The organism is Stenotrophomonas sp. 169 (assembly GCF_014621775.1).
GTDB lineage: Bacteria > Pseudomonadota > Gammaproteobacteria > Xanthomonadales > Xanthomonadaceae > Stenotrophomonas.
In genome coordinates this window covers 3,297,956-3,320,970 of the sequence record NZ_CP061204.1, presented here as the reverse complement: position 1 = coordinate 3,320,970, position 23,015 = coordinate 3,297,956, and the positions used below count along the sequence as shown (strand labels likewise).

The following is a 23,015-nucleotide window of genomic DNA, read 5'->3' as shown; positions in this document are numbered from 1 at the left end:
GCGGGCGCTGGCCGGAGCTTGGCTGAGATGGACCATTTCGCTGCCCTGCGCGCGCTGCGTTCGATCGTGGAAGCGGGCAGCTTCACTTCCGCCGCCGAGCGCCTGGGCACCACCCATTCGGCGATGTCACGGCAGCTGCGGCAGTTGGAAGAGCACCTGCAGGCCCGCCTGCTGGATCGCAACAGCCGCCGTTTCTCGTTGACCGAGGCCGGCCGGCAGTATTACGCCGAGGCGGTCGAGCTGCTTGATCGACTGGAACTTGCCGACAATCGGGCGCGGGCCGGCCAGGTACAGCCCAGTGGACGCCTGCGCATCAGCGTGCCCCAGGTGGTGGCCAGCCAGGAATTGCCGCACTGGCTGCCCGCGTTCCTCACCCGCTATCCGGATGTCGCGCTGGACCTGTGCGCCGATGACCAACTGGTGGATGTGGTGGGCGGTGGCTTCGATCTTGCCCTGCGCATTGCCCACGAACTGCCCGACAGCCAAATGGTGGCGCGCGAGCTGGCGCGGTGCGATCTCGTGCTGGTCGCCGCACCGGCGTATATCGCACGGCACGGACTGCCGCGGCAGGCTGCCGAACTGCACCAGCATGCCCTGTTGGCGTTCAGCCCGACCGCGGCGCGTGCGGCGTGGCACCTGCACGGACCGCGCGGCGTGTCGCTGACGGTTGAACCCGGCCAACGGCTGTGCGTGGATGCCACCCCGGCCCTGTATGCCGCCACGTTGGCGGGTATGGGCATCACCCTGCTCACCGCCCTGACCGTGCAGGAAGACCTGCGCGCCGGACGGCTGATCCGCATCCTGCCCGCCTGGAACGGCGGCCGCCGCCACTACTTCGCACTGTATCCCCATGCACGCGCCATGGCCGCCAAAGTGCGCGTCCTGGTAGAGCACCTGCAGACCCACTACGCCGCACTGCAGGCCTCCCTCGACGCCCGTTGACGAATGGGCAGGTCGACATTGACGGTGAATGGGCGGGTAGCGCCGATCCACTCTCGGCGAGCGCGCAGCGCGGCGCCTCTGCCTTTCCGCCGAGCACGGCTCGGCGCTACAAAAGCAGCATCACGCAGACCCGAAGCCGGGTAGCGCCGAGCCGCGCTCGGCGAGCGCGCAGCGCGGCGCCTCTGCCTTTCCGCCGAGCACGGCTCGGCGTTACAAAAGCAGCATCACGAACACCCGAAACCGGGTAGCGCCGAGCCGCGCTCGGCGAGCGCGCAGCGCGGCGCCTCTGCCTTTCCGCCGAGCACGGCTCGGCGCTACAAAAGCAGCATCACGAACACCCGAAGCCGGGTAGCGCCGAGCCGCGCTCGGCGAGCGCGCAGCGCGGCGCCTCTGCCTTTCCGCCGAGCACGGCTCGGCGCTACAAAAGCAGCATCACGAACACCCGAAGCCGGGTAGCGCCGAGCCACGCTCGGCGAGCGCGCAGCGCGGCGCCTCTGCCTTTCCGCCGAGCACGGCTCGGCGCTACAAAAGCAGCATCACGAACACCCGAAGCCGGGTAGCGCCGAGCCACGCTCGGCGAGCGCACGGCGCGGCGCCTTTGCCGTTCCGCCGAGCACAGCTCGGCGTTACAAAAGCAGCATCACGCAGAACCCAACGCGCGCGATCAGCGCTGCTGGATCTTCGACAGCAGGCGCAGGAATTCCACGTACAGCCACACCAGCGTCACCATCAGGCCAAACGCGCCGTACCACTCCATGAACTTCGGTGCGCCCTGCTCAACACCGCTTTCAATGAAGTCGAAATCCAGCACCAGGTTCAACGCCGCCACGATCACCACGAACACGCTGAACGCGATGCCCAGGCCGCTGGCTTCATGAATCACCGGCACGTTGATGCCGAACAGGCCCAGCACGATCGACGCCAGATACAGCAGCGCGATACCGCCGGTTGCGGCCACCACGCCCAGCTTGAAGTTCTCGGTGGCCTTGATCAGCCCACTGCGATACGCGACCAGCAGCGCAACCAGCGTGCCGAACGTCGCCAGCACAGCCTGGAACACGATGCCCGGGAAGCGCTGCTCGAACACGGCGGAGATGGCGCCCAGGAACAGACCCTCCACCAGCGCATACATCGGCGCGGTCACCGGCGCCCAGGTCTTCTTGAACACGGTGATCAAGGCCAGGATCAGGCCACCGACCGCGCCGCCGATGGCGTAGCCCATGCCCGCCGACGACAGCGTGCCGGCCATCTCGCCGCTGGTGACCAGCGCCTGGCTCCACGCAAACGACGCGGTCAGCACGGTCAGCAGCAGCAGCACGCCGGTCTTGTTGACCGTGCCATTGAGGGTCATCACCTGATCGCCGCGCGCCGAAACGGTGCCGCTGCCAAGGTCGAGGAAGGTGGACTCGGAAAGAGCCGGGTTGCCGCTGCGCATGTGCGTTCTCCGTGCGTGAAGGGGGTAGGGGGCCATCCGGCCGCTGCGCACGATCATAACGGACACGCTGCGCCCACGGCGTTGAGGGGCCCCGGCGCCTTGCAGATAAGGGGCTGAACCGACCGTTCTGTTTGACAGAACAACGCACGGTTGTTCACAATCCCCGTCTGCTCGTGGGCCCGGCCCCAGGCAGGATGCATCGCCGGGGTATAGCGCAGTCTGGTAGCGCGCCTGCTTTGGGAGCAGGATGTCGGGGGTTCGAATCCCTCTACCCCGACCAACCCATCGCCCTCGATAGAGCGGTTTGGTTAACCGGTTCGGGCGCCCGTAGCTCAACTGGATAGAGCACCGGCCTTCTAAGCCGGCGGTTACAGGTTCGATTCCTGTCGGGCGCACCATTGAAATCAATGGGTTAAGGCTATTTTTTTGTTCATCGCTCCCGCCCTCCGGAAATTGCTCCGGAAATACGCGGTTGCCGACCATCCTTTGCGCGACGACGACCAGCTGACGGCAGGCTGCAAAGGAATGGTCGCGATAACGAAGTTACGTTTTGTTCATATCCGTCTCGCCCTGTGCGAAAATCGTGCGAGATGATCTAGGGACAGGGGTAGTGCGATGCAGAAGGATGAGCGGGACGTCTTCTTCTTTGATGTTGTGACGGAGACGAAGAGCAGAAGCTACAAGGGACTGGCGCCGTTTCCGCACGAAAAGCTGGCGCAGACTGTCCTTAAGTTCTTCAATGCAAAAAAGCTTACGTCGTTAATTCGAAAAAGCAGGTCTTCTACATTGCCGATATGACAGTCAGTGCAAGCCGCTGCGAGATGCTGATTGGCTTTGCTGATCCCGAGGCGGCAGACCCCACGTTCACAGATTGGCTAAAGGGCGCTAGGCGGGTTGAGAACAAGGTTGGCGACGAAGGGCTTGAACACACCGCCCACATCGTTTGGCAGTATGGCAACGCTAAAAACTCCGCGCCATGCCCCTTCCTGCTTGAGTCCGCGACGGGCGTTCCTGCATCCAAAGTTGTCGTGTTCTTGAACAAAATGTTTCGTGCTTACAGCAAGTTGTTCAAGGATTTCTGGGTGGATGACCCCGTTGGAAAGAAGGACGCCGCAGGAAACTTTTTGAAGGTGAAGGCGTATCCAAGCATTGAACTGCTAGGTCACCCTTCTTCTGAATTTATCAAGGATCTGAAAAGCGGTGAGCTCCAACAGGTTGAGTTGTACACCCAGAAAAAGAAGGGAGCGAGCTGGGATGCGGCTGACAAAATTATTGAAGATCGCGCCTCTGTGATCCTCAAGCCCAATCCGAATAAAATTCTGGGAAAGGCAAAGGCTCTCTTGGATTCGGTGCTTCCCGGTAAGGCGAATGATTACGAGTTTGCCAGAATCAAATTTAAGACTGATTCAGATGTGAATCGCACCGTGAGCGTGATGTCTAAGAACTACGGGCTCTTGTCTACTGGCTTGTATGTTAGAAAAGAAAGGTTGACCGGTCTTGGTAATTTGCCTACCGCGTTTGCGCAAATTAACCCGGTTATCATTGGATTGATGCGAAAACTGGTGTGAGGTCTTGGTGTGTTTTCTTTAATATTCTCGCCGCTCGCCTATCTCAAGATCAAGCACCAGTCGAAGTGGGTATTCGACTGGTTCTATCCAGGATTTTTTTCGGCCGTGACCAGCCTCCTGTTATGGGTGCTGGGGCGCCCTGGTATGATCGCCGGTACGTCGGGATTGTTGGATAGGCTGATCATTGTTTTTTCCGTTTTGCCGGGATTTTACATCGCAGCTCTCGCGGCAATCGCCACCTTTAATCGACCTGACATTGACACTGTGATGCCTTCGCCGTCGCCAACTTTGAACGTTGACATCGGCGGTCATGAAAACAAAATAGAACTGACCCGTCGTCGGTTTCTTGCCTACTTGTTTGCTTTCTTGTGCTGGGAAAGCTTTGCTCTGCTAATACTTTGCGTTTTTGCGGGTCTAACTGCGCAGGGGTTATTTAGCGTTCTTGGTTCGCTAGCGTCTTATGGCAAGTGGGTGTTTATTTTTGGCTTGCTTTGCCTTTTCTGGCAGTTGGTTTTTGCGACGGGTCTCGGTCTTTATTATCTTGGGGACCGTCTAAATCGCCCAGAGTACTGACGGCAGGGTTACCGGTCGTTGGAGCCAGACTCAGCGACTGTAGGGAGCGAGTGCTCGTAGACGTGCATCATGGCGTCCGTCTTGTGCCCGCTGGCTTCCTTCTTGTCGCCCTTGGTGTCGGTCACTCCGCGATGTTTCAGACTGTGTAGGCCGAAGCGGTCGTCCTGGCTCAGAATTCCATCCTTCACCGCATTGCGCATCATGCGCCCCCATGCGGTCTGCCAACCATCCTCGGTCAACCGCTCACCGCCCTCGCTGACGAACAGATAGCGGTCCTCGGCCCGGATCGGAATCACTCCCCCGTTTCGCCCCCAAATAGCCGCCCGACGCGCCCGCAGCATGTCGATAGCTTCCTCGGTTTCGACACCCTTCCGCACCAGATTGTCTCGGCTGCCCTTCCGGCGGTTCGTGCGCGAAACCTCGCCGTCGACGTGAGCGTCCGTCAGCGTCAGCACCTCAATGCCGCGTAGGCGCGCCTGATACGCCAGTTCCATTGCTGCCCACAGGTACGCCGGCACTGCGACCCTAGCGCGAGGTCCGCGCGCGCTGCACTCCTTCGCATATGCTTGGACCTTGCGGAACACGTCGATCGCTGGCATGCGGTGATCACCCTTCTCTTTGACCTGCTTGATGCCGGTGGCCGGGTTGGTGCTGGCGTGGTCATGCTCCCGTGCCCAGCCGAACACGCGCCGCAGAAGGCGCAGCAAGTGGTTGGCCTTCGTGGGGTGACCGGGGATGGCCGGGGCGCCCGGCTTTGCGCCTGGCCTTCCCTGAGCGATAACGTCAATCAGCCGGCGAATGAACCCAGGCGTCAGTCTGTCCACGGTGGCCTCGCCCAGCGTTGTGTTGTTCTTGAGCGGGTACGCCTTGATGGCGCGGGCATAGTCCTTGTAGCCCTGCTGCGTCGACGGTTTGAGTTGGGCAAACGCCAGGCTTTCGGCATGCCGGTCGATGACAAAGGCCACTGTTCCGCGCTGGGCTTCGCCTCGGCGTGCTTCCATGATCGCGTGCAGGCCTGACATGCCCGCTGTCGGCCCGGCGACCGTCTTGATTCTGGAACCGTAGCCTTCTTCATGCGTCACGCGGACGTACCGCTTGCCACGACCGGTGGGATCCCAATAGATTCCCGCCGGCAGCTGGGTGTGGTCGATGTGCGAGGGCAGGTTGGGTGCGGCCTTGCGTGGTCTAGCCATGGTGCGGCAGTGCGTCCTTTCAGATCAGCGAAGCGGGCTAGCTCTCGTTCTCGAAAGCTGGGGAGGTAAGGCCCAGTGCCTCGTTGAGCGCTGCAGTGGTGGTCCAGACGCCGCCTTGGCCGTCGTACTGCACTCGGATCTTTCGCTGCCTGGCCCAGCGCTCCACGGTGGCGTGCCGCGGCCGTTTGCCGGGCCGACAAAGCTCCTGCAGGTCGCGGAACTGGAGAACCTCTCCGATCACGGTCGGCCTCCTTGAGCGCTGGCGCGGACACGGGTGCGCTTCGTGGCCGGCTCGGCGATGGTGAGCTTGAACTGCAGAACGTTGTCAGGCTCGACGTGCGCCACAGCCTTGCGCGTGCTGCGCACCGGGCGATTCATCTGACGCCAGCTGGGCAGCGCCGCGTCTGGAGCCGCGTGCTTGGCCGTCTTCGTGCACCGGCACTCAACGAAGTGGCCGCCACCAGCGCTGGAGCTGCGGCCGTCATGGATGTGCCGCGCGCTGTGACCAGCGGCGCAGGGCGACAGGCCCTCGGGATGGTCGATCTTGCACTGGGTCATTGGGCACCTCGATTGGAAAGCGAGGGAGAAAAGAGAGCCCGATGGGACGGACGAATAACTTCACGAACTCGACGCATGCGGAACTGCACGGCACTGCTGTAGGTCTCGCCGGCCTGTTGCGGACCAGCGCTCACGTGCAGGATCGGCTGCTGGATAAGCGCCGCGTCACGCACCATCAGCGACGATTTATCCGGGCGCCGTCTCCGGGCGGGGACCGGGAGCTGGCGGACTTGCTCGACATGCTGGCCAAGCAGGTGCACCACGGCGCGCGCATAGAGGGCGACGCCGAGCAGCTGCTGAAGGATCCGGCAGCATCGCTCCTAGGCGTATTCGGTCCGAAGCTGGTCGAGCTGCAGCGGAACGCCCGGCACCATGTGGTGCTGGAGGCGGCGAACGTCACCCTGCGGACGCATGCGGCGGCGTGGCTGGATGCGGGCGAGCACGGGCAGAGCCGGCATGCGCGCGCGCTGGCCAGCAACCGCGGCTTGGCCGAAGTATTGAATGAGTTGGAGACCCTGAGAACAGCAATGGCGAGCAAACGAGTGCGCGCGTAGGATTGACCACACTCGCTTAGTCAGGAAATCGATGTGGGAAAGCCGGGGGTGAAGAGGCTGCGCGTCAAGGGGCAGTACAACTACGAGGCCTGGCAGGAGATGGCGCATGCAGCACGATCTGTTCGCGCCGTAGCCCGTGAGTACTTGCCCGGCAGCGCGCACACGACTACGGCGGCAGTGGTGATGACTGCCTTCTCGGTTGAGGCGTTCTGTCAAACCCTCGGCCCGGCGATTCTCGGCGCTGAGTGGAAGGATCGGAGCACAGTTAAGGACAAGATCAAGGCCATTGCGAGAAAAGTCGGTCTGAAGGCCGATTTCGGCGCCAGCCCGTGGTCCGATGTTCAGCGGCTTATGGAGGCGCGTGACGCGCACGCTCATGCCAAGCCGCACGCTCGTGAAATAGACTCGGTTGTAGAAGTCGAAGAGGACGTTGACGCAAGAGAGCTTCTCAATAAGGAGATGCAGAGGCATTACTTGCCCCTCCATGATCTGGACGAACTCGATAGGGTTGCAGACGCCATAGAAGCGGCCCTCCTTGAGATATGGACGGCCGCAGGCCGTCGCGCAGTCGAGTTCAAAAGGCTTAGTCGCCAGTCCTGGTCTGTCAGTTTGCTGACGTGATGCCATAGCGGTGAATCCGAGTTGAGCACTGGTCGCAAGCAGCGGTGAACAGCGCGCGCTGAGAGAAGCGGGAGCCGCTGACGGGGACGGCGGTGCAGGTGACGGTGTGCCCGCAGGGGAGGAGGCAGCTGTACTGCCTGCCTGAGGGAGTGGAGCTGATGACGTTGCGCATGCGCTCAACCATTGGGCTGCCACTCCACCAGCTGCTGATCACTGCGGACATAGAGGGGGTGCCTCGGATATCCGTGCTTCGTCGTGCCCAAGCACCAAGGGCGGGCGCCGCCCGACTGCATGATGGTTGCCACCTGGCCGCCCCGGGCCTTCGCCCTTGTAGAGCGGCTCGCCGAGACGATGCCTGATCGTGAAGATGATCGTCCGCAGCAGGCCGATCGCACGCTCGCAGACAGCGCGCGTATCGTGCCCGCTGACATTGGACCGTCGCTGTTTGCCGAAGCGATCGTGCCCGTGTTGGACCGGAACGGTCGCCCGGAACCGATCTCCTTCCGTCTTTCAGGCAGCTGCGTTCCGTTCGCATCAGTCCGCGCGCGTTACCCGAAGCTGCTGGTGATCAACCGCAGCCACGGCAGAAGTGAGCTGGAATGGAACACGTTCGTCGTGCACGTAGGCGATGCCGTCATTGGCTTCTGGTTTCAGGGCCTTGATTTCGGCTGCATGCGCAGAGTCGACATCATCCCCGCCGATGCCACCCTCTCCAGGCTCAACCTGGACTGATGGCACGTCCCGGCAGCACTTTCTCCATCCGCACGTCACCGTCGGCCAGTTCTGCAACCTGGACCCAGCCGCGTCTTTCATAGAATTCCCGCGCTCGGCTCGCGTAGGCGGTCTCCAGCCAGATACGCTCGTGATGCTGGAACAGGAACGCTTCCGCGGCGGCCATCAACACGCTGCCTAGTCCGCGTCCCTCCTGATCGGGGCGCACGAACGCGGCGAACACGCAGGCGTCCTCGGCGTCCGCCATGGAAAAGCCGACGACCTCGCTGTCGACCTCGACCACCCACACGCAGGAAGCTTCTCCGATCATCGCGAGCACCGCGTCGCGGGTGATGCCCCGCTCGGTAAGCTCGGCACGCGTCAGTATGTTCTCGCGCACGCCCACTCTCACGTCGAAGATCGCGTCCACATCGTGCGCCGTTGCCAGTCGAACAGCGCCCATTCCGTCAGTCATTGAAATCACCACTCCCTGTTGCAAGCAGCCAAGCATAGCGAATGACGCATTGTCGCTTTGCAACTTCCCTGATGGATGCCGCTGAGCCGCCACTGCCACGATAACGGTGCTGATCCGCAACGATCAGCCGGGATTGCAGTCCTGATTTCAGAATGGCCGATCAAGCTCTGTTGTCGCCCTCGGGCACGGCGGAGAATGCATCACCCTGCCAGTTCCATGGCGGGCGATGCGCGGGGATGTCTCTCGATCCGCCGGTTTGTTCGGTCATTCTTGCCGGTACTGCAACCCGCATCGCCCGCCACCTCGTGCCTCGGTACAGGTGGCTTCATGCCATGCGAGGTCATCATGCCAGCGAAGATCGATGCGTTTGATCGCGTGTCCACGTTGATGGACGTCGCAGCGCGCGAGGCCGGCATCGCGCCGACGCCGCAGATGCTGCTGTCCTGTCCCCGGTGCGCCACCTTGGCGCTCAGTCACGCGCGCTGGTCCGAAGCGCGCATTGCGCACGCCTGTGGCTGCTCGCAATCCACCGTGCACCGTTTCAAGTGCGGCGTGCAGGCGACCGTGACCTACGAAGTCGGTGCTGCACTGGTCATGACAGCCCACCACCTGGGCCTGCAGGTGCCCACGTCTGGTTGCTGCGGCGGGCACCTGTGCGCACCTCGCAACGCCGCGAAGGGGTCACACACTCCGCAGCAATTGCCATGATCGCGACGGCACCGGAGTGGCCATGCACTCACAGACCGCCCGCGCCCCGGCGATCGATCACGCGTCCAACGATCACCACTTTCTCCAAGTCCTCCGCATCCAGCAGGTCATCTGGATAGCGCGACGCATCCGGGTTGTCGCACACCACACGCACCTTGCCGTCCGGGGTCTTGAACAGGCGCCGGACCATCAGCTCCGGTTCGCCGCCGCCGCTGATCAGCAGATGCACGCGCCCGTCATGGATGCGCGTATCCGCCAGGTTGACCGCGATCTGATCGCCTTCGAACAGCGTCGGCGTCATCGCTGCGCCGGATATCGACAGCACGCGCACATTCACCGGCGCGGCGTTCTGCTGGGTGAACCAGTCGGCAGGATAGGGGTGATGCCTGCCCGTAGCGGCCAGCTCCACCGCAGGCCGATTGCCCTCGGTTGTGACGCGTCCGACCACTTCAATCACCGCGACATCCGGTTCGCGGTCGCGCAGCATCAGCGCGGCTTTGGCCGGCCGGATGCGATACAGCCCACCATCCTTGCTTGGGATTTCCATCTCCGGCAGATCGGTGCGCAGCTGTTCAACGGACACGCCGAACCAGGTGGCCAGCGGTCGCAGCGTCTTGTCCCGTGGGTCGGCAACCCCTCCTGCCAGCACGCGGTGGACGGTGGGTTGCGGCACCTCCACGTGGCGCGCAAGGGCGTTTTCGCTCAGTCCGTGGGCCTTCATCAGTTGGCGAAGGTTGATGGCCACTTTATGCATATATGAATTGTTTCGATGGCCCTGTAATTGAGATAGTTCGTTTATGTATTGAAAATGATATTCCCCAACGAATAGCATCCCCTGATGGTTATTCATTCCCCCCGCCACGCCGCCGTTGCGTTAGGCAACGCCTTGTGGAGCGAGGCTCGCATCGCCGCCGCGTGCGGCACATCACAGTCGACGATCCATCGCATCAAGCGCGGAACCCAGAAAACCGTCTCGTTCGAAGTCGGCACGGCACTGGTCTTTCTGGCGCAGCAGCAGGGCATCACCGTGGCGACTACGACACTCGATGTGCCGCTGTCGCTGCTGCCGCGTTCGCTCGCCGTCATTTCTCACGCGACGCCGAATCGCTAGGCGACGATGATCGATGTCACCGCAGACGGCACCGGCCCGCCGTTTGCCAAGGCGTTCATCAGCGGCAGGTAAGTGCGCCCCAGCTCGGCGCGCCGGGCACTCAGTGTCTGGATCAACGCGTCGTATTCGCTCCGCATCAGTCGCGGCGACAGCGAGGCTTCAAGCCAGCAGGGAGGACGCAGTGGCGGTCGGGATCTGTCGAGGGTGAGCATTCGCTGCTGGATGCGAAGGTCGGATATCAGCCCGTCCAGTTCCCGCGATTGCATCAGCATGCGGGTCAGCCACCAGCCTGCGGCCGCTGCATGGAAGCCCTCCGTCAGGTCGGACCGTGACCGCCGGGCAGGCGCGTCGAAGCGTGAAGTCAGGGGCAGGGGAGGGGCGTGCTGCGATCGAATGCGGATTGGACGGAACGTGTTCATGCGTGGCTAAGTCAGATCATGGAAGTTCCACGCTGACACGGTCCACGGCGATGCTCCAGCCATGTACGGTGCCAAGACGCTAGAACGTCATTTCTGCTGCTGACAGCACCGGCGGGGCACGCGCGGGGAAGAGATGCGAAGCCTTGGGAGCCCTTGATCGTGTAGCCGGGCGGGCGGGGACATGGACAAGCGCGTCAACGCAGTCGATGCCCGGCGATGACCGGCAGCCAAGGGCGGATGGCGACAAGTGCCGGTGGGCGTGGTTGACGCCGCCTGGAGGTCGTCCTGCAACCGGGGATGCGCACGCGTAAATTGCCATCAAGAAAAGCTTGCAATTCCCCGGCGACTTCGTAAAAATAGCGGACTTGCTTCAGCACTCGTCGCTTTCGGGCACAGTCTGCAGCAGAGTTTCTGGTCCGGTGGCACGCATCAGCGCAACCGGATCAAACGTTTCAGTGGTGGCTGTAGCTCAGTTGGTTAGAGTTCCGGATTGTGATTCCGGTGGTCGGGGGTTCGAATCCCCTCAGCCACCCCACTGTTACAGGATCGTCCCTGCCGAAAGCAGGTCGATCGTTGCAGTAAGACGGGATGCAAGGTAAAGTATCCGTCTAGTTTTTCGGGCCGTTAGCTCAGTTGGTAGAGCAGTTGACTCTTAATCAATAGGTCCAAGGTTCGAATCCTTGACGGCCCACCAGACAGAAGCCACCAAGTTCGCTTGGTGGCTTTTTTCTTGGCTACCGAAATTAGTACTTGCAGGCCGTGTAGCGAATACGTCATAATTCGCCTCCCGATTTTCGGGCCGTTAGCTCAGTTGGTAGAGCAGTTGACTCTTAATCAATAGGTCCAAGGTTCGAATCCTTGACGGCCCACCAGACGAAAGCCACCAGGTCATCCTGGTGGCTTTTTTCTTGCGCGGCGTTCAGTGGCCGTCGTCAGGCGGGGAGGGCAAGCGTCTCGTGCGCCAGCGCCGGCATCTGGAACGTGAATCGGGTGCCGTGCTCGGCATCGGACTTCACCGAAAGCGTTCCGCCGTGCGCCTTGGCGATCTCTGCGGCGATGTACAGCCCCAGGCCAAGGCCGGGGCGCGGCTCCGTCCCGATCTCTCGCGAGAACGGGGTAAACAGCTTGTCCACCTTGTCCGCGGCGATCACCCCGCCGTTGTGAACCTGCAGAACGAACTCCTCATCATCCGCATCGATGCTCAGCGTGATGGGTTCGTCGGCGGCGCCGTGCAGGGCCGCATTGGTCAGCAGGTTGGCCAGTAGTTGCGCCAGGCGGTTGGCATCGCACAGCAGCGGACCGCCGAGCACGATGTTCGTCTGGATGTCGGTACGCCCGGTGGCGGCTGCGACTTCCTGCACCACCTGCATCAGCTGCGCGACGAGATCGGCGTTGGACGACAGCGTGACCGGAATGCCGCCGCCCAGTCGGCCGCGGGCAAAATCCAGCACGTCGTTCACCAAACCATCGATGCGCCCAAGGCTGCCGCGAATGCGTGCGAGAAACCGTTGCGCGCGCTCGGACAAGGGTTCCAGCTCCAGCAGCTCGGTGGCGACACTGGCCGCCTGCAGGGGGCTGCGCAGGTCGTGGCCGAGCACGGCGATGAACTGGTCGCGCAGCCCGGCGATGTCCTGCGCAGCGGACAGATCGGCAACGGCCTGCTGCAGTTTCAGCTCGTTGTGCAGGTAATTGCCGATCATCTCTGCGAACAGTTCCAGCGACCGGACCACATGCGCCTCATCGAAGGTGGCGGGCACCGAGTCGATGGCGCACAAGGTGCCGAAGAAGCTGCCGTCCGGCCGGTAGATAGGCACCGAGACGTAGCTTTCCAGCCCGTACATGCGCGGGGTGTGGTGCGTGGAAAAACGCGGATGTGCGCTCGCGTGCCCGAAGATCACCGGCTGCGGCACTTGGCGGATCTCGTTGCAGATCGTCGTTTCCAGCACCAGCTGCCCGCCGACGTCCAGGCCGAAACCGAGCGTGTCGTACGTCGCGCAGGCGATCCACTTGCTGTCGGTGACGCGGGCCACGGCCGCGAAGCGCGAACCGGTGATATGCGCCACGGTTTCAAGGATGCGGGGCACGGCGGCGATCGCGCCGATCTGCGCAATGTCCTTGAGGATGTCCTCGCCCAGCGATGATGCGTCCAGCTGCTGCATGGGAACGCTCGCCTCCTCGGCGGGCAGGTAGGGCTACGGAGAAGTGGGGGTGGCGGGATGTGGTCTGCGACTACGGGCCCATTCTAGAGCATGCCGTGCACGGCGCCGGTGTGCCGGCCCCGGCGTGTCGCGGAAAGCCGGGCCCGCACAGGCTCTACCCAAGAAGGCCCTCGGGCTGCGACAATATCCGGCTGGACATTGCGAAAGTGGCGGAATTGGTAGACGCCCTGGATTTAGGTTCCAGTGCCGCAAGGCGTGGGGGTTCGAGTCCCCCCTTTCGCACCACCGTACTGCTGGCCCCGCACGGGGGCCGGCGCGGCGCCTGTCAGGGCTGGCCGCCTCCCTGACTGGCCCCCGCTGGCAGTGCCGCCCGATATCGTCCAAACTAAAGGGCTGCGGCGGACGAGCGCCTTCAAACGCCGCGTCCGAACAACCCGTATTCGTCCATCACATCGAACCGGGGGCCAGAAGGGCCACCGGTGGCAGGAGTCAACATGCAAGCTTCGATCGAATCCACCGGCAACCTGGAACGCCGCCTGAGCTTCTCGCTGCCGGAAGATCGCCTGAACACCCACGTCAGTGGTCGTCTGGGCGAAATCGCGCGCACCACCCGCATCAAGGGCTTCCGCCCGGGCAAGGTGCCGGCCAAGGTGATCGAGCAGCGCTTCGGCGCGCAGGTCCGTGGCGAAGCCGTTGACGGCCTGCTGCGCGAAACCTTCGACGCGGCCATCCGCGAGCACGACCTGCGGGTCGTCGGCAGCCCGCGCATCGACAAGGGTGAGCAGGGTGAACTGTCGTTCGTGGCCACCGTCGAGCTGCTGCCGGAGTTCGGCGAAATCGACGTGACCAAGCTGAGCGTGGTCCGCCACGTGGCCGAGATCGGCGATGCCGACATCGACCAGATGATCGAAAACCTGCGCCAGCAGCGTCGTACCTGGGCCCCGGTCAGCCGTGGCGCACAGGAAGGCGACCTGGTCGCGCTGGAGACCTTCTCGCAGGCGGGCGACGAGCGTCTGCCGGCCGAAGGCACCGAGAAGGGCACCATCATCATCGGCCAGAACATGATGTTCGAGGCCATCGAGAAGGGCCTGGTCGGCTTGGCCAAGGGCGAAGAGAAGACCCTGGACGTCGATTTCCCGGCTGACTGGCGCGTCGAGGCCCTGGCGGGCAAGACCGTGCAGGTCACCGTGAAGGTCACCGAGGTGTCCGAAGAGTCGCTGCCGGTGGTGGACGATGCGTTCATCAAGAGCTTCGGCGTGAAGGCGGGTGATGTGGAGCAGTTCCGCAGCGACATCCGCGCCAACCTGGAGCGCGAGCTCAAGGGCGCGCTGATGAACCGCCTGCGTCGCGAAGTCGGTGAGCAGCTGATCGCCGCCTACAGCTCGGTCGAAATGCCGCCGCGCCTGGTCGAGAACGAAGCCCGCGCCATGCTGGCCCAGCAGGTGGACCAGATCCGCCGCAGCGGTCGCGATCCGGGCCAGGTGCCGGCCGATGCGCACGAAAACTTCAAGGACGCTGCTGGCAAGCGCGTGCTGGTCGGCCTGCTGGTCGGCGAAGTGGCCCGCATCAACGATCTGAAGCTGGAGCCGAAGCGTCTGAATGAAACCATGCGCCTGATCGCTTCGACCTACGAAGAGCCGGAGCAGGTCATTGAGATGTACCGCAACGACCCCCAGCTCATGTCGGGTCTGCAGAGCCGCGTTATGGAAGAGCAGGTGATCGATTGGATCGCCGAGCGCGCCCAGCACACCGAGGAAACGCTGTCCTTCCAGGACGCGATCCGCGGCTGAGTTCTGCGCAAGCCAGGCCCCGCGCTGCAAGGCGCGGGGTAGTTCCCCCCAACACAGGTGCCTCACGATATGGACAACCGAACCAAAGCCCTCAATCTGGTTCCGATGGTGGTCGAGCAGACCGCCCGCGGCGAGCGCGCCTATGACATCTACTCGCGCCTGTTGAAAGAGCGCCTGATCTTCCTCGTGGGCCCGATCGACGATCACATGGCCAACGTGGTGGTGGCGCAGCTGCTGTTCCTGGAAGCGGAAAACCCGGAAAAGGACATCAGCATCTACATCAACTCGCCCGGTGGCGTGGTAACGGCCGGCATGGCGATCTACGACACCATGCAGTACATCAAGCCGGACGTGGCGACCATCTGCGTCGGTCAGGCTGCCTCGATGGGGGCCTTGCTGCTTGCATCGGGCGCCCCGGGCAAGCGGTATGCGCTGCCGAATTCGCGTGTGATGATCCATCAGCCGCTGGGCGGCTATCAGGGTCAGGCCACGGACATCGACATCCACGCCCGCGAAATCCTGACCCTGCGCGCCCGCCTGAATGAGATCCTGGCCAAGCACACCGGCCAGTCGCTGGAGACCATCGCGCGCGACACCGAGCGCGACAACTTCAAGAGCGCGGTCGAGGCGGCAGCGTACGGTCTGGTGGATCAGGTGCTGGAACGTCGTCCGGAAGACTCGATCCAGGCTGGTTGATTACAGCGCAACGGTCGGTTTTCCGACTGGACATGCAGGGTCGGGCAGGGCTGGTGCCCTCTCGACCCTGTGTTATTCTCGAATTGAACCCCCGTCGCACGGGTGGGGTAACTGGGTAAGCGAAGCATGAGCGAAGACCGCCAAGGTCGTTCCACGGACAGCGGCAAGATTCTTTACTGCTCGTTCTGCGGCAAGAGCCAGCACGAGGTGCGTAAGCTCATTGCCGGCCCGAGCGTGTTCATCTGCGATGAATGCGTAGAGCTGTGCAACGACATCATCCGTGAAGAACTCGAAGAGAAAGCGCAGTCGGCCCGCAGTTCGCTGCCCAAGCCGCGCGAGATCCTCGAGGTCCTGGACCAGTACGTGATCGGCCAGAAGCGCGCCAAGCGCACGCTTGCCGTGGCCGTGTACAACCACTACAAGCGCATCGAGAGCCGGCAGAAGAACGATGAGGTCGAACTGGCCAAGTCGAACATCCTGCTGGTCGGCCCGACCGGTTCGGGCAAGACGCTGCTGGCCGAAACGCTGGCCCGGCTGTTGAATGTGCCGTTCACCATGGCCGACGCCACCACGCTGACCGAAGCCGGTTACGTGGGCGAGGATGTGGAGAACATCATCCAGAAGCTGCTGCAGAAGTGCGACTACGACGTCGAGAAGGCGCAGCAGGGCATCGTCTATATCGATGAAATCGACAAGATCTCGCGTAAGAGCGAGAACCCGTCGATCACCCGCGATGTGTCCGGCGAAGGCGTGCAACAGGCCCTGCTGAAGCTGATCGAAGGCACCGTGGCCAGCGTTCCGCCGCAGGGTGGACGCAAGCATCCGCAGCAGGAATTCCTGCAGGTCGACACCAAGAACATCCTGTTCATCTGTGGCGGCGCGTTTGCCGGCCTGGACAAGGTGATCCAGCAGCGTTCCACCGAAGCGGGCGGCATCGGCTTCGGGGCGAAGGTGAAGAGCAGCGAGCGCAAGCAGGAAATCGGCAAGCTGCTGGCTGAAGTCGAGCCCGAAGATCTGATCAAGTTCGGCCTCATTCCGGAGTTCGTCGGCCGCCTGCCGGTGGTTGCTACCCTGGAAGAGCTGGACGAGACGGCGCTGATCACCATCCTGACCGAGCCGAAGAACGCCATCACCAAGCAGTTCAAGAAGCTGTTCGAGATGGAGAACGTCGAGCTCGAGTTCCGCCCCGATGCATTGGCAGCGATCGCCCGCAAGGCGCTCAAGCGCAAGACCGGTGCCCGCGGCCTGCGCACCATCGTCGAATCGGTCCTGCTGGACACCATGTACGAACTCCCTTCGCAGGAGAACGTGACCAAGGTGGTGGTGGACGAGTCGGTGATCGAGCACAAGTCCGAGCCCTACCTGATCTATCAGACGCCGCCTGCACCTGAACAGAAGGCAGCGGGCGCTGAGTGATTCTTTCAATCGATTGATTTGAAAGTTGTTTTTCGGAGCATCTTGCATCCGCACGCCGATGGCCCCATAACGGGGCCATCGGCTTTTTTGTCTCTGGCCCCGTGTGGACCTGAGATGGCATTCCCCCCTTCCTGGAGCCCCCATGGCCCGTTCCCCAACTGAGACTCTCGACCTGCCGGTACTGCCGCTGCGTGACGTGGTGGTGTTCCCGCACATGGTCATCCCGCTGTTCGTCGGCCGTGACAAGTCCATGCACGCGCTGGAAAAGGCGATGGAAGCGGACAAGCGCATCCTGCTGCTGGCGCAGAAGTCGGCCGAGACCGACGATCCGCAGGAATCGGATCTGTACCAGGTAGGCACGCTGGCGCAGGTGCTGCAGCTGCTGAAGCTGCCCGACGGCACCATCAAGGTGCTGGTCGAAGGATTGTCGCGCGTGCAGGTCAGCCACGTGGGCGAGCTGGACGGCGCGCTGCAGGGCCAGGCTGTGGAGATCCAGGCCGAGGACCCGCGCGAGGCCCGTGAGATCGAAGCGATCGCACGCTCGCTGATGTCGTTGTTCGAGCAGTACGTGAAGACCAACCGCAAGCTGCCGCCGGAGCTGCTGCAGACGCTGGCGGGCATCGAAGAGCCGGCACGTCTGGCCGACACCATCGCCGCGCACATCAGCGTGCGCCTGGCCGACAAGCAGCGTCTGCTGGAAGTGCTGCCGGTGGGCGAGCGTCTGGAAATGCTGGTTGGTCTGGTCGATGGCGAAATCGACGTGCAGCAGATGGAAAAGCGCATCCGCGGCCGTGTGAAGTCGCAGATGGAAAAGAGCCAGCGCGAGTACTACCTCAACGAGCAGATGAAGGCCATCCAGAAAGAACTGGGTGACCTGGATGATGCGCCGGGCGAGCTGGAAGAGCTGGCCCGCAAGATCGCCGAAGCCGGCATGCCCAAGCCGGTGGAGACCAAGGCCAAGGCCGAGCTGACCAAGCTCAAGCAGATGTCGCCGATGTCCGCCGAAGCGGCCGTGGTGCGCAACTACCTGGATTGGATCCTGGGCGTGCCGTGGAAGAAGCGCACCAAGGTGCGCAAGGACCTCAAGGCCGCGCAGGACACGCTCGATGCCGACCATTACGGCCTGGAGAAGGTCAAGGACCGCATCCTGGAATACCTGGCGGTGCAGTCGCGGGTCAAGCAGATGCGCGGCCCCATCCTGTGCCTGGTGGGACCGCCCGGCGTGGGCAAGACCTCGCTCGGCCAGTCCATCGCCAAGGCGACCAACCGCAAGTTCGTGCGCATGAGCCTGGGTGGCGTGCGTGACGAGGCCGAGATCCGTGGCCACCGTCGCACCTATGTCGGCTCCATGCCGGGCCGCATCGTGCAGAACCTCAACAAGTGCGGCAGCAAGAACCCGCTGTTCGTGCTCGACGAGATCGACAAGATGTCGATGGATTTCCGCGGCGATCCGTCGTCCGCGCTGCTGGAAGTGCTTGATCCCGAGCAGAACAATGCGTTCAACGACCACTACCTCGAAGTGGACCTGGACCTGTCCGAAGTGATGTTCGTAGCAACCTCCAATTCGCTGAACATTCCGGGCCCGCTGCTGGACCGCATGGAAGTGATCCGCATCCCCGGCTACACCGAGGAAGAGAAGCTCAACATCGCCATGCGCTACCTGGTGCCCAAGCAGATCAAGGCCAATGGCCTGAAGGCTGAGGAACTGGAGATCGATGCAGCCGCCATCCAGGACATCGTGCGCTACTACACGCGCGAATCCGGCGTGCGCAGCCTTGAGCGCGAGATCGCCAAGATCTGTCGCAAGGTGGTCAAGGAGATCGCGCTGGCCGGTCCGGGCGGCATGCCGAAGCCGGCCAAGCTGGCCAAGGGCAAGAAGTCGAAGAAGACCGCGCTGGTCAACGTCGACGGCAGCAACGTGGATACCTACCTGGGCGTGCGTCGCTTCGACTTCGGCCGTGCCGAAGAAGAGAACGAGATCGGCCTGGTGACGGGTCTGGCATGGACGGAAGTCGGCGGTGATCTGCTGCAGATCGAATCCACGCTGGTCCCGGGCAAGGGTCAGTTGATCCTGACCGGCCAGCTCGGCAACGTGATGAAGGAGTCTGCATCGGCTGCGTTGTCGGTGGTGCGCTCGCGTGCCGTGCAGCTGGGCATCGATGCCGGCTTCCTGCAGAAGCAGGACGTCCACGTGCACGTGCCGGATGGCGCGACGCCGAAGGATGGCCCCAGTGCGGGCGCTGCGATGGTGACCTCGCTGGTGTCCATCCTGACCAAGGTGCCGGTGCGCGCCGATGTGGCGATGACGGGTGAAATCACCCTGCGTGGCCGTGTCACTGCGATCGGCGGGCTGAAAGAGAAGCTGCTGGCCGCGCTGCGCGGTGGCATCCGGACGGTCATCATCCCGGAAGAGAATCGCAAAGACCTGGCGGATATCCCGGCCAACGTCACCCGCGACATCAAGATCATCCCGGTGAAGTACATCGAGGAAGTGCTGGAGCTGGCGCTGGAGCGTCCTCTCGCGCCGAAGAAGGCACGCAAGACCGCGCAGCGTGTCACGGTTCGCAGCAAGGGCAAGACAGCTTCCACCACGCGAGTCAAGCACTGATTGGTGCATTGTAATCGGCCGAAACCCGCGTCATTGCTGGGTTTCGGCTTGCGTGGGTGTAGGGCCACTGGTATAAAAGCAACACTCGCGAATCAGCTTGACCGAATTGAGCGAACCGATCCAACGCCCGCGTTCCAGTTGCATCGAACGTTGGCTTCCCTGGCTAATCCGCGGACCCCCGCATAAGGAGTTGTAGAGAATGAACAAGACCGAATTGATCGACGCCGTTGCCGAGACCGCCGACCTGACCAAGGCCGAGTCCGCCCGCGCCGTCGACGCCGTCGTTGCTGCCGTCACCAAGGCACTGAAGAGCGGTGATGCTGTGACGCTGGTCGGCTTTGGCACCTTCCAGGTCCGTGACCGCGCTGCGCGCACCGGCCGCAACCCGAAGACCGGCGACACCATCGCCATCGCGGCTTCGAAGAATCCGTCGTTCAAGGCTGGTAAGGCCCTGAAGGATGCTGTAAACTAAGCGGCTCGCTGGGGTGCTTAGCTCAGTGGTAGAGCGTCTCCTTTACACGGAGAGGGTCGGGGGTTCGAAACCCTCAGCACCCACCACAGCACCGCAGTAAAAGTTTGAAATGTGGAGCGGTAGTTCAGCTGGTTAGAATGCTGGCCTGTCACGCCGGAGGTCGCGGGTTCGAGTCCCGTCCGCTCCGCCAGTTTCAACGAGGCCTCCGGGTTCATCCTGGGGCTTTGTTTTCTCACCGGCCTGGCCGATGCGGAAACACGGTTTTGCAGTATGGAGCGGTAGTTCAGCTGGTTAGAATGCTGGCCTGTCACGCCGGAGGTCGCGGGTTCGAGTCCCGTCCGCTCCGCCACTGCATCCAAGTAAGGCCTTGTGAAAAACTTCTGAAAAAAGTGTTCATCGGGCTGGGCAATCAGATTATCTTCGGATAGAATGAGCGCCTGCAAAGTTTCAACGCGGAGCGGTAGTTCAGCTGGTTAGAATGCTGGCCTGTCACGCCGGAGGTCGCGGGTTCGAGTCCCGTCCGCTCCGCCACGAATGGAAAGCCCCTGGTGAAAGCCAGGGGCTTTTTTTTATGCTTTTTCCGACGGGAGCCGATCCCTTTCGCCCGACGTGACGGATCTGGCCCCATGCCGTGTGCGCGCCTCTTTTGGAGCCTGCCCTGAAGCGGGTTACACTGCCCGGCTCGCCACTCAGGCCATGATTTTTCCCATGCTGCAGAAACTTCGCGACAAGACCTCGGGCTGGATCGTCACCGTGATCCTGGGGCTGCTGATGATCCCGTTCCTGTTCGTCATCGACTCCAGCTATCTGGGTGGTGTCGGCGCACAGAACGTGGCCAGGGTATCCGCGCCGCCATCCTGGTGGTCATCCGCTCCGTCCTGGTGGCCGGCCCGCCTGTTCTGGAAGCACAACGAAATCACCTCGCAGGAATTCCGCGAACGCTTTGAACAAGAGCGTGCCCGTGTGCGCCAGCAGCAGGGAGATGATTTCGATCCGCGTGCGTTCGAAAGCGTGGAGAACAAGCTCGCCGTGCTCGACCAGCTGGTCGACGAACAAGTCGTCCGTCTGGCGGGTGAGCAGGCTGGCGTGGTGATCGGTGACGTGGCCGTGCGCGAGTACATCGCAACGATCCCGGCCTTCCTGGGCGCCGATGGCAAGTTCAACGGCGACCAGTACCGCATCGCCCTGGCCAGCGGCAACCCGCCGCGCACGCCGGCGATGTTCGAGCAGCTGGTGCGCACCAGCCTGCAGCAGTCGATCATTCCGAGCGCGCTGCAGAATTCGGGCTTCGTCACCGAAGCAGAGACCGAGCGTCTGCTGAAGCTGCTGGGCGAGACGCGTGACGTGGAGATCGCCATGCTGCCAGAGCAGCCGGCCGACACCGCACCGGTCACCGATGCGCAGATCAAGCAGTGGTACGACACGCATACCAAGGATTTCCGCCAGGCCGAGTCGGTCAAGCTGGAGTACGTGGAAATCAACGGGGCCACGCTGCCGCCGCCGGCAGCCCCCGATGAGGCCAGCCTGCGCAAGCGCTACAACGATGAGAAGGCGCGCTTCGCCACGCCCGAACAGCGTCTGACCTCGCACATCCTGATCAGCACCGCCGAAGGTGCCGAAGCCAAGGCGGCCAAGCTGGCGACCGAGGCCAAGGCAGCGGGTGCGGACTTCGCGGCGCTTGCCAAGGCCAACTCCGATGACACCGGCTCCAAGGAGCAGGGCGGTGATCTGGGCTGGGTGGATCGCGGCGCGATGGTGAAGCCGTTCGAAGATGCGGTGTTCGCGGCGAAGGCCGGCGACATCATCGGCCCGGTGAAGACCGACTTCGGTTATCACGTGATCCAGGTGCGCGAAGTGCGCGGTGGCGAAGGCAAGCCGTTCGAGGAAGTGCGCGACCAGTTGCTGGCCGAGCAGATCAAGGCCGATCGCGAGCGCGGTTACACCGAGCTGGCCGGCCGCGTGGTCGATGCCACCAACAAGAGCCCGAGCGATCTGGCGTCGGCGGCGAAGACCGTGGGTCTGCCGCTGCAGACCGTGGGCCCGTTCACCCGCCAGGACGCGAGCGGCATTGCCACCAATCCGGCCGTACTGCGTGCCGCGTTCTCGGACGTCCTGGTACAGGACGGTACCGCGAGCGACCCCATTGCGCTGGACGAGAGCGGCAACCACAGCGTGGTGATCCGCGTGGCAGAGCACACCCCGGAACAGGCGATCCCGCTGGACAAGGCGCGTGAGCAGGTGACCGCCGCGATCCGCGCAGACCGCACCCGCCAGGCGGCAGAAAAGGCAGCCGATGCACTGCTGGCCAAGCTGAAGGGCGGTCAGACCCTGCAGGGCCTGGCAGAGAGTGAAAAGCTGCAGGTCAGCCCGATGCCCGGCCTGCCGCGCACCCAGCCGGTGCCCACGCCCGAGATCAACCGTGCGGTGTTCAGCGCCGCGCTGCCGGCCGAAGGCAAGCCGAGCTACGGCAAGATTGACGTGCAGGGCCGCGCCGTGGTGTTCGCCGTGACCAAGGTGACCCCCGGCGACCTGAAGGACGTGACGGCCGAGCAGCGCCAGCAGCTCAAGCAGCAGCTGAGCCAGCTCGATGGCATGGCCGCAGCGGATGCGTTCATCAAGTCCACCCGCAAGCGCTTCCTGGTGCAGACCACCGAAGCCAACCTGTAACGGGACGGGCGACATCGCAATGAAAAGGCCCGGCAACGCCGGGCCTTTTTTTGTGTGCTCGCGCATCCTGTCGCCGCGCCACGCCCGGCACACGCAACGATCCGGAAACGCCGAGCCACGCTCGGCGGGGGCCTGCACACGCAACGATCCGGTAGCGCCGAGCCACGCTCGGCGGAGGCTTGCACACGGGAGCGATCCGGTAGCGCCGAGCCACGCTCGGCGGGGGGCCTGCACACGGATCCATTCCGCCGAGCACGGCTCGGCGCTACCAGGGAATCGGCTATGCGCCCGGCGGGACCCTGCACAGGGATACATTCTGCCGAGCGTGGCTCGGCGCTA

The 23,015-nt window shown here is 63.1% G+C and carries 22 protein-coding genes and 10 tRNA genes; 24 read left to right on the top strand and 8 right to left on the bottom strand.

Annotation, left to right across the window (positions count from 1 at the left end; genetic code table 11):
• Positions 1–27 precede the first annotated feature (27 nt).
• The gene (locus ICJ04_RS14510) at positions 28–942 is read left to right on the top strand and encodes a LysR family transcriptional regulator (RefSeq protein WP_188324900.1); all 915 of its coding nucleotides are present in this window, start codon (positions 28–30) and stop codon (positions 940–942) included.
• Positions 943–1,606: 664 nt separating this feature from the next.
• On the opposite strand, the gene ICJ04_RS14505 is transcribed toward ICJ04_RS14510, so the two are convergent.
• Positions 1,607–2,377: a Bax inhibitor-1/YccA family protein gene (locus ICJ04_RS14505; protein WP_188324899.1), complete on the bottom strand. Its 771-nt coding sequence runs from the start codon at positions 2,375–2,377 to the stop codon at positions 1,607–1,609.
• A 203-nt stretch (positions 2,378–2,580) separates the two neighbouring features.
• Between ICJ04_RS14505 and ICJ04_RS14500 the strand changes: the two genes are divergently transcribed.
• From ICJ04_RS14500 to ICJ04_RS14485, 4 genes are all read left to right on the top strand, one after another.
• A tRNA-Pro gene (locus ICJ04_RS14500) sits at positions 2,581–2,657 on the top strand.
• A gap of 41 nt (positions 2,658–2,698) precedes the next feature.
• Positions 2,699–2,775, top strand: a tRNA-Arg gene (locus ICJ04_RS14495).
• A 396-nt stretch (positions 2,776–3,171) separates the two neighbouring features.
• Positions 3,172–3,945, top strand: a complete 774-nt coding sequence (locus ICJ04_RS14490) for a hypothetical protein (protein WP_188324898.1) — start codon at positions 3,172–3,174, stop codon at positions 3,943–3,945.
• A 105-nt stretch (positions 3,946–4,050) separates the two neighbouring features.
• Complete coding sequence (locus ICJ04_RS14485; RefSeq protein ID WP_188324897.1) at positions 4,051–4,518, top strand: hypothetical protein; 468 nt, start codon at positions 4,051–4,053, stop codon at positions 4,516–4,518.
• 8 nt (positions 4,519–4,526) lie between these two features.
• Here ICJ04_RS14485 and ICJ04_RS14480 read toward each other — a convergent pair whose 3' ends face one another.
• Genes ICJ04_RS14480 through ICJ04_RS14475 form a run of 3 tightly spaced genes read right to left on the bottom strand, consistent with a single transcriptional unit; the run spans position 4,527 to position 6,269 of the window.
• Positions 4,527–5,711 (bottom strand): integrase, encoded by a 1,185-nt coding sequence (locus tag ICJ04_RS14480; protein ID WP_223202909.1) that lies wholly within the window; start codon positions 5,709–5,711, stop codon positions 4,527–4,529.
• Between the two features lie 37 nt (positions 5,712–5,748).
• Positions 5,749–5,952 carry a hypothetical protein gene (locus tag ICJ04_RS18390; protein WP_223202908.1) on the bottom strand — a complete coding sequence of 68 codons (204 nt, stop codon included), beginning with the start codon at positions 5,950–5,952 and terminating at the stop codon, positions 5,749–5,751.
• Positions 5,949–6,269, bottom strand: a complete 321-nt coding sequence (locus ICJ04_RS14475; protein ID WP_188324896.1) for a hypothetical protein — start codon at positions 6,267–6,269, stop codon at positions 5,949–5,951. Before ICJ04_RS14475 ends, ICJ04_RS18390 begins: the two co-directional genes overlap by 4 nt.
• A 41-nt stretch (positions 6,270–6,310) precedes the next feature.
• Between ICJ04_RS14475 and ICJ04_RS14470 the strand changes: the two genes are divergently transcribed.
• The 3 genes from ICJ04_RS14470 to ICJ04_RS14460 all read left to right on the top strand — a co-directional run bounded on the left by ICJ04_RS14470 (position 6,311) and on the right by ICJ04_RS14460 (position 8,176).
• The gene (locus ICJ04_RS14470; protein WP_188324895.1) at positions 6,311–6,823 is read left to right on the top strand and encodes a hypothetical protein; all 513 of its coding nucleotides are present in this window, start codon (positions 6,311–6,313) and stop codon (positions 6,821–6,823) included.
• A 48-nt stretch (positions 6,824–6,871) separates the two neighbouring features.
• Complete coding sequence (locus ICJ04_RS14465) at positions 6,872–7,444, top strand: hypothetical protein (RefSeq protein ID WP_188324894.1); 573 nt, start codon at positions 6,872–6,874, stop codon at positions 7,442–7,444.
• A 291-nt stretch (positions 7,445–7,735) separates the two neighbouring features.
• The gene (locus ICJ04_RS14460) at positions 7,736–8,176 is read left to right on the top strand and encodes a hypothetical protein (RefSeq protein ID WP_188324893.1); all 441 of its coding nucleotides are present in this window, start codon (positions 7,736–7,738) and stop codon (positions 8,174–8,176) included.
• On the opposite strand, the gene ICJ04_RS14455 is transcribed toward ICJ04_RS14460, so the two are convergent.
• Positions 8,163–8,630 (bottom strand): GNAT family N-acetyltransferase, encoded by a 468-nt coding sequence (locus ICJ04_RS14455; protein WP_223202907.1) that lies wholly within the window; start codon positions 8,628–8,630, stop codon positions 8,163–8,165. The genes ICJ04_RS14460 and ICJ04_RS14455 overlap by 14 nt on opposite strands.
• 345 nt (positions 8,631–8,975) lie before the next feature.
• Between ICJ04_RS14455 and ICJ04_RS14450 the strand changes: the two genes are divergently transcribed.
• Positions 8,976–9,338, top strand: coding sequence for a helix-turn-helix domain-containing protein (locus tag ICJ04_RS14450; protein WP_188324892.1), 363 nt, complete (start codon positions 8,976–8,978; stop codon positions 9,336–9,338).
• Positions 9,339–9,366: 28 nt separating this feature from the next.
• Here the strand turns inward: ICJ04_RS14450 and ICJ04_RS14445 are convergent, their stop codons facing one another.
• Entirely contained in the window at positions 9,367–10,188 is an 822-nt protein-coding gene (locus tag ICJ04_RS14445) for a LexA family transcriptional regulator (protein WP_188324891.1), read from the bottom strand.
• On the opposite strand from ICJ04_RS14445, the gene ICJ04_RS14440 reads away from it, so the two are divergent.
• Positions 10,177–10,449 (top strand): hypothetical protein, encoded by a 273-nt coding sequence (locus ICJ04_RS14440; RefSeq protein ID WP_188324890.1) that lies wholly within the window; start codon positions 10,177–10,179, stop codon positions 10,447–10,449. The genes ICJ04_RS14445 and ICJ04_RS14440 overlap by 12 nt on opposite strands.
• On the opposite strand, the gene ICJ04_RS14435 is transcribed toward ICJ04_RS14440, so the two are convergent.
• Entirely contained in the window at positions 10,446–10,868 is a 423-nt protein-coding gene (locus tag ICJ04_RS14435; protein WP_188324889.1) for a hypothetical protein, read from the bottom strand. The genes ICJ04_RS14440 and ICJ04_RS14435 overlap by 4 nt on opposite strands.
• Before the next feature lie 458 nt (positions 10,869–11,326).
• Between ICJ04_RS14435 and ICJ04_RS14430 the strand changes: the two genes are divergently transcribed.
• The 3 genes from ICJ04_RS14430 to ICJ04_RS14420 all read left to right on the top strand — a co-directional run bounded on the left by ICJ04_RS14430 (position 11,327) and on the right by ICJ04_RS14420 (position 11,740).
• Positions 11,327–11,403, top strand: a tRNA-His gene (locus ICJ04_RS14430).
• 83 nt (positions 11,404–11,486) lie between these two features.
• Positions 11,487–11,562: transfer RNA gene (locus ICJ04_RS14425), tRNA-Lys, on the top strand.
• A gap of 102 nt (positions 11,563–11,664) precedes the next feature.
• Positions 11,665–11,740, top strand: a tRNA-Lys gene (locus ICJ04_RS14420).
• A gap of 60 nt (positions 11,741–11,800) precedes the next feature.
• On the opposite strand, the gene ICJ04_RS14415 is transcribed toward ICJ04_RS14420, so the two are convergent.
• Positions 11,801–13,027, bottom strand: a complete 1,227-nt coding sequence (locus tag ICJ04_RS14415; RefSeq protein WP_188324888.1) for a GAF domain-containing sensor histidine kinase — start codon at positions 13,025–13,027, stop codon at positions 11,801–11,803.
• A 200-nt stretch (positions 13,028–13,227) separates the two neighbouring features.
• Here ICJ04_RS14415 and ICJ04_RS14410 point away from each other — a divergent pair.
• The 11 genes from ICJ04_RS14410 (at position 13,228) to ICJ04_RS14360 (ending at position 22,676) form a co-directional block, all read left to right on the top strand.
• A tRNA-Leu gene (locus ICJ04_RS14410) sits at positions 13,228–13,312 on the top strand.
• Between the two features lie 209 nt (positions 13,313–13,521).
• The gene (gene tig, locus ICJ04_RS14405) at positions 13,522–14,817 is read left to right on the top strand and encodes a trigger factor (protein ID WP_188324887.1); all 1,296 of its coding nucleotides are present in this window, start codon (positions 13,522–13,524) and stop codon (positions 14,815–14,817) included.
• A 69-nt stretch (positions 14,818–14,886) separates the two neighbouring features.
• Positions 14,887–15,513, top strand: coding sequence for an ATP-dependent Clp endopeptidase proteolytic subunit ClpP (clpP, locus tag ICJ04_RS14400; RefSeq protein WP_188324886.1), 627 nt, complete (start codon positions 14,887–14,889; stop codon positions 15,511–15,513).
• A gap of 126 nt (positions 15,514–15,639) precedes the next feature.
• Entirely contained in the window at positions 15,640–16,929 is a 1,290-nt protein-coding gene (clpX, locus tag ICJ04_RS14395; RefSeq protein WP_188324885.1) for an ATP-dependent Clp protease ATP-binding subunit ClpX, read from the top strand.
• Between the two features lie 142 nt (positions 16,930–17,071).
• Positions 17,072–19,537: an endopeptidase La gene (gene lon / locus ICJ04_RS14390; protein ID WP_188324884.1), complete on the top strand. Its 2,466-nt coding sequence runs from the start codon at positions 17,072–17,074 to the stop codon at positions 19,535–19,537.
• A 199-nt stretch (positions 19,538–19,736) separates the two neighbouring features.
• Positions 19,737–20,009 carry an HU family DNA-binding protein gene (locus ICJ04_RS14385; RefSeq protein WP_042613351.1) on the top strand — a complete coding sequence of 91 codons (273 nt, stop codon included), beginning with the start codon at positions 19,737–19,739 and terminating at the stop codon, positions 20,007–20,009.
• Between the two features lie 11 nt (positions 20,010–20,020).
• Positions 20,021–20,095 (top strand) — tRNA-Val (locus ICJ04_RS14380).
• A 27-nt stretch (positions 20,096–20,122) separates the two neighbouring features.
• Positions 20,123–20,199: transfer RNA gene (locus tag ICJ04_RS14375), tRNA-Asp, on the top strand.
• 82 nt (positions 20,200–20,281) lie between these two features.
• Positions 20,282–20,358: transfer RNA gene (locus ICJ04_RS14370), tRNA-Asp, on the top strand.
• A gap of 105 nt (positions 20,359–20,463) precedes the next feature.
• Positions 20,464–20,540, top strand: a tRNA-Asp gene (locus ICJ04_RS14365).
• Positions 20,541–20,717: 177 nt separating this feature from the next.
• Complete coding sequence (locus ICJ04_RS14360) at positions 20,718–22,676, top strand: peptidyl-prolyl cis-trans isomerase (RefSeq protein ID WP_188324883.1); 1,959 nt, start codon at positions 20,718–20,720, stop codon at positions 22,674–22,676.
• Positions 22,677–23,015 lie beyond the last annotated feature (339 nt).

Coding starts and splice junctions, on each gene's coding strand:
- ICJ04_RS14490 (WP_188324898.1), top strand. CDS start 3,172: ATGACAGTCAGTGCAAGCCGCTGCGAGATGCTGATTGGCTTTGCTGAT.
- ICJ04_RS14360 (WP_188324883.1), top strand. CDS start 20,718: ATGCTGCAGAAACTTCGCGACAAGACCTCGGGCTGGATCGTCACCGTG.
- ICJ04_RS14470 (WP_188324895.1), top strand. CDS start 6,311: ATGGGACGGACGAATAACTTCACGAACTCGACGCATGCGGAACTGCAC.
- ICJ04_RS14440 (WP_188324890.1), top strand. CDS start 10,177: ATGGTTATTCATTCCCCCCGCCACGCCGCCGTTGCGTTAGGCAACGCC.
- ICJ04_RS14445 (WP_188324891.1), bottom strand. CDS start 10,188: ATGAATAACCATCAGGGGATGCTATTCGTTGGGGAATATCATTTTCAA.
- tig (WP_188324887.1), top strand. CDS start 13,522: ATGCAAGCTTCGATCGAATCCACCGGCAACCTGGAACGCCGCCTGAGC.
- ICJ04_RS14450 (WP_188324892.1), top strand. CDS start 8,976: ATGCCAGCGAAGATCGATGCGTTTGATCGCGTGTCCACGTTGATGGAC.
- ICJ04_RS14475 (WP_188324896.1), bottom strand. CDS start 6,269: ATGACCCAGTGCAAGATCGACCATCCCGAGGGCCTGTCGCCCTGCGCC.
- clpX (WP_188324885.1), top strand. CDS start 15,640: ATGAGCGAAGACCGCCAAGGTCGTTCCACGGACAGCGGCAAGATTCTT.
- ICJ04_RS14460 (WP_188324893.1), top strand. CDS start 7,736: ATGATGGTTGCCACCTGGCCGCCCCGGGCCTTCGCCCTTGTAGAGCGG.
- ICJ04_RS14435 (WP_188324889.1), bottom strand. CDS start 10,868: ATGAACACGTTCCGTCCAATCCGCATTCGATCGCAGCACGCCCCTCCC.
- ICJ04_RS14455 (WP_223202907.1), bottom strand. CDS start 8,630: ATGACTGACGGAATGGGCGCTGTTCGACTGGCAACGGCGCACGATGTG.
- ICJ04_RS14415 (WP_188324888.1), bottom strand. CDS start 13,027: ATGCAGCAGCTGGACGCATCATCGCTGGGCGAGGACATCCTCAAGGAC.
- clpP (WP_188324886.1), top strand. CDS start 14,887: ATGGACAACCGAACCAAAGCCCTCAATCTGGTTCCGATGGTGGTCGAG.
- ICJ04_RS14505 (WP_188324899.1), bottom strand. CDS start 2,377: ATGCGCAGCGGCAACCCGGCTCTTTCCGAGTCCACCTTCCTCGACCTT.
- lon (WP_188324884.1), top strand. CDS start 17,072: ATGGCCCGTTCCCCAACTGAGACTCTCGACCTGCCGGTACTGCCGCTG.
- ICJ04_RS14510 (WP_188324900.1), top strand. CDS start 28: ATGGACCATTTCGCTGCCCTGCGCGCGCTGCGTTCGATCGTGGAAGCG.
- ICJ04_RS14480 (WP_223202909.1), bottom strand. CDS start 5,711: ATGGCTAGACCACGCAAGGCCGCACCCAACCTGCCCTCGCACATCGAC.
- ICJ04_RS14385 (WP_042613351.1), top strand. CDS start 19,737: ATGAACAAGACCGAATTGATCGACGCCGTTGCCGAGACCGCCGACCTG.